General features: G+C 59.2%; 3 protein-coding genes. 1 reads left to right on the top strand and 2 read right to left on the bottom strand.

The window, feature by feature from the left end:
- Positions 1-1174 (bottom strand): cardiolipin synthase ClsB (gene clsB / locus Q7O77_RS15460; protein ID WP_304169383.1); only part of this gene is annotated, 1174 nt, incomplete at its 3' end.
- Between the two features lie 488 nt (positions 1175-1662).
- Between clsB and rhlE the strand changes: the two genes are divergently transcribed.
- The gene (rhlE, locus tag Q7O77_RS15455; RefSeq protein ID WP_304169380.1) at positions 1663-3021 is read left to right on the top strand and encodes an ATP-dependent RNA helicase RhlE; all 1359 of its coding nucleotides are present in this window, start codon (positions 1663-1665) and stop codon (positions 3019-3021) included.
- Between the two features lie 48 nt (positions 3022-3069).
- Here the strand turns inward: rhlE and Q7O77_RS15450 are convergent.
- A partial coding sequence (locus Q7O77_RS15450) for a DMT family transporter (protein ID WP_304169377.1) occupies positions 3070-3748 on the bottom strand: 679 nt, incomplete at its 5' end.

Raw genomic sequence — 3748 nt, 5'->3', positions numbered from 1 at the left:
TGAGCAGTTTGAGCCGCGGCGTATGCGCGGGCAGCCATCCTACCAAGGCGGGGAAATGGCGTAAAAAGTGGAACACCAGAACGTTCTGCATCAGCCGCCAGTAAGACTGCTTAGGCAAGTGGTCCGGCTCCACGCGCAGGGAGTCCTCCGTCATCAGCTGGTACAGATGTTCGCGCAGCTGCTGGTTAAAGTCGCGGTCATGAATGACCAGATTGGCCTCCAGGTTCAGCGCCAGACTCAGCGGGTCCAGATTGCTGGAGCCGACGGTGGTCCATTGATCATCCTGCAACGCGATTTTCCCGTGAAGCGGGCGGCGGCGATATTCGTAGATCTCCACGCCCGCTCGCAGCAGGTAGTGATACAGCATGCGGGCGCCGACCAGCACGATCGGCATGTCCGGCTGGCCCTGAACGATGAGACGCACGCGAACGCCGCGGCGAGCGGCTTTACGCATTGAACGCAGCAGTCGATAGCCGGGGAAAAAATAGGCGTTGGCGATCACGACTTCTCGCTTGGCCTGGCGGAGCATATAAAGATAGTGCTTTTCGATGTCGTCGCGGTGAGAGGCGTTATCGCGATAGACGAACAGCGCCTGCGCGTCGCTCGGATTGCGGTTGCGCACCGGGCGACGGAAGCGGTTACGCCACCAGCGTTTCGGCGGCTCTTCATGCGCCAACACGTCCATGACATAGCGATAAATGTCTTGTACCACGGGGCCGCGCACCTTGACGGCATAGTCCTGTTTGGCGTCTGCCCCCGCATCGGTCATGTGGTCTTCGCCATAGTTGATGCCGCCGACCCAGGCGGCGGTGCCGTCAACCACGACGATCTTGCGATGCAGACGGCGGAACAGATTGGTGCGCATGCCGAGCAGTCGCGGACGCGGGTCGTAGAAACGTACGTGGACGCCCGCCTCGATCATCGGCGCTAAAAAGCCCGCGGACAGATCGTGCGAGCCGAAACCATCCGCCAGCACATCCACGCTGACGCCGCGCTGCGCCGCTTCGGCCAGTACGTCGCGCAGTTCGGTGCCGATTCTATCCTCGAACCAGATGAAGGTTTCTAAAACTACGTGGCGTTGGGCCTGGCGAATGGCGGAAAAAACGCTGGGATAGAAAGCGTCGCCGTTGATCAGCAGCTCGAACTGATTGTCATCACGCCATGTCGCTTTCATCCAATTTTCTCCTGGTAGAGCTGGTGGGCACATCGCCGACAGAGACGGCGCGATGCCCGTGACAAAGTGTAGACTGTGGCATAGACGACGTCCCCAGATCCATCCTAAATTCAGCAGGATCGGACCGTCGCCTGTGTGTCGCTGAGTGTCAGGGACGGCGGGGACGTATTGGCATGCGATGGGGCGGTCGGGTGACGGCAATACGCAAATTCGCGCTCAAATCCGAGGCGAAGAATATCGTCAATCGACGAAATCATAGGGTGTGGGATACGTTTCCCGCCATAAAGTGTGATGCAGGTAGAAAAATCCCTGATAGTCATCATTTCCTGATACAATCATTGGCAGTTATGCACCGTAGTTTGTGCCCATTCATCTGGGTTAGCGCATCGCGTACGCACACCGAACGTCGCGCCGATACCCATCTTGTTATCGCCCTGGAAACTACGCCGACTATGTCCGGTCAGGGTCGATCTGGAGTTGTTCTCAATATGTCTTTTGAATCTCTCGGCCTGAGCGCCGATATTTTACGTGCCGTGGAAGAGCAGGGTTATCGTGAGCCGACGCCGGTACAGAGTCAGGCGATCCCGCTGGTATTGGCTGGTCGCGACCTGATGGCCAGCGCTCAGACCGGTACGGGCAAGACGGCGGGCTTTACGCTGCCGCTGCTGCAAATGCTCAGCTCGAAGCCTATGTCGAAGGGCCGTCGCCCGGTTCGTGCGCTGATCCTGACGCCGACCCGTGAACTGGCGGCGCAGATTGGCGAAAACGTCCAGTCTTACAGCAAATACCTGAGCCTGCGTTCGCTGGTCGTGTTCGGCGGCGTCAGCATCAATCCGCAGATGATGAAATTGCGCGGCGGCGTGGATATTCTGGTGGCGACCCCGGGTCGACTGCTGGATCTGGAACATCAGAATGCAGTAGACCTGTCTCAGGTCGAAGTGCTGGTGCTGGATGAAGCTGACCGTATGCTGGATATGGGCTTTATCCACGACATCCGTCGCGTGCTGTCGAAATTGCCGACACGCCGTCAGAACCTGATGTTCTCCGCGACCTTCTCTGATGACATCAAAGGGTTGGCCAACTCTCTGCTGAACAATCCGGCCTCTGTCGAAGTGGTGCGCCGCAACACGCCGTCAGAACTGGTAACGCAGCATGTGCACATGGTCGACAAAAAACGCAAACGCGAACTGCTGTCTCAGCTGATTGGTCAAAACGAATGGCGTCAGGTGCTGGTCTTCACCCGGACCAAACACGGTGCTAACCATCTGGCTGAACAGCTGGAAAAAGACGGCATCACCGCCGCGGCGATCCACGGCAACAAGAGCCAGGGCGCACGTACCCGGGCGCTGGCCAACTTTAAAGACGGTTCCATTCGTGTGCTGGTGGCGACCGATATCGCGGCCCGAGGTCTGGATATCGACCACCTGCCGCACGTTGTGAACTACGAGTTGCCGAACGTACCGGAAGATTACGTTCACCGTATCGGCCGTACTGGCCGTGCCGCCTCTACCGGTGAAGCGCTGTCGCTGGTGTGTGTCGATGAGCACAAACTGCTGCGCGACATCGAACGCCTGCTGAAGCGTGAGATCCCGCGTATGGCCGTTCCGGGCTACGAACCGGACCCGACGATTAAGGCCGATCCGATTCAGAATGGTCGTCAGGGTGGCCGTGGCGGTCGTCCGTCATCGGCTCCTCGTGGCGGCGGCGGTGCGCGTCAGGGTAATCACCGTGGCGGCGCAGGTGAGGGTGGTCGTCCGGCTCGTCAGGGCGCACCTCGCTCCGGCGGCGCGCGTGACGGTCAGGCTCGTCGCGCTCGTCCGAGCCACAAACCGGCGTCCAAAGCCTAGTTTGTGTGACAGGCGGCCCTCGGGCCGCCTGTTCCTTCAGGTGTCCACTCAGACTGCCTGCTGGGACGTTAGCGCCGTTTTACGGCGTCGACGATAAAACATCACCGCATTGCCCGCCAGAATCAACACCAACCCTAACACCGCATTCGCCCGCCATTGATAGCCTTCGAATACCGTTGAGAGCGAGAGCGCCACCAGCGGGAACAACAGCGTGGCATAAGCCGCCTGACTCGCACCGATACGTCCTACCAGCAGAAAATAAGCGCCAAAGCCGACGACCGATCCCACAACGGCCAGATACCCCAGCGATCCCAGATAACGCGCCGTCAATTCGGGCGTGAAGTCATAGCCCATGAATACTCCAGCCATGCCTACGGCCAGCGCCCCGTAGCACATCCCCCAGCCGTTGGTCGTCATGATGTCGCGCCCCTGCCGCTGGTGCTGGAGGCTAATGATATTTCCCAGCGAAAAGCAGTAGGTCGCCAGCAGGCATAATCCGGCTCCCATCAGTAGATGCGATCCTGCGTCGATCTGCGTCAGGTCATGCCAGAACAGCAGGACGATGCCCGCCAGTCCTAACGGCGCGGCCAGCCACACATTGCGTGTCAGCCGCTGGCCGAGCATCAGCCGGGCGTTAAACGCGTTGAACAAGACCGCCATCGAGAAAATCACCGACTCAAGACCACTCGATATCCAGACGATGGCATGATAAAAACAGATCATATTG

Source organism: Lonsdalea britannica (assembly GCF_946477055.1).
GTDB lineage: Bacteria > Pseudomonadota > Gammaproteobacteria > Enterobacterales > Enterobacteriaceae > Lonsdalea > Lonsdalea britannica_A.
The sequence above is the reverse complement of the archived record's forward strand: the minus strand, read 5'-3'. Positions and strand labels throughout refer to the sequence as shown.

What these genes read in the sequence shown, in the direction of transcription:
- rhlE (WP_304169380.1), top strand. Translation starts at nt 1,663, where the DNA reads ATGTCTTTTGAATCTCTCGGCCTGAGCGCCGATATTTTACGTGCCGTG.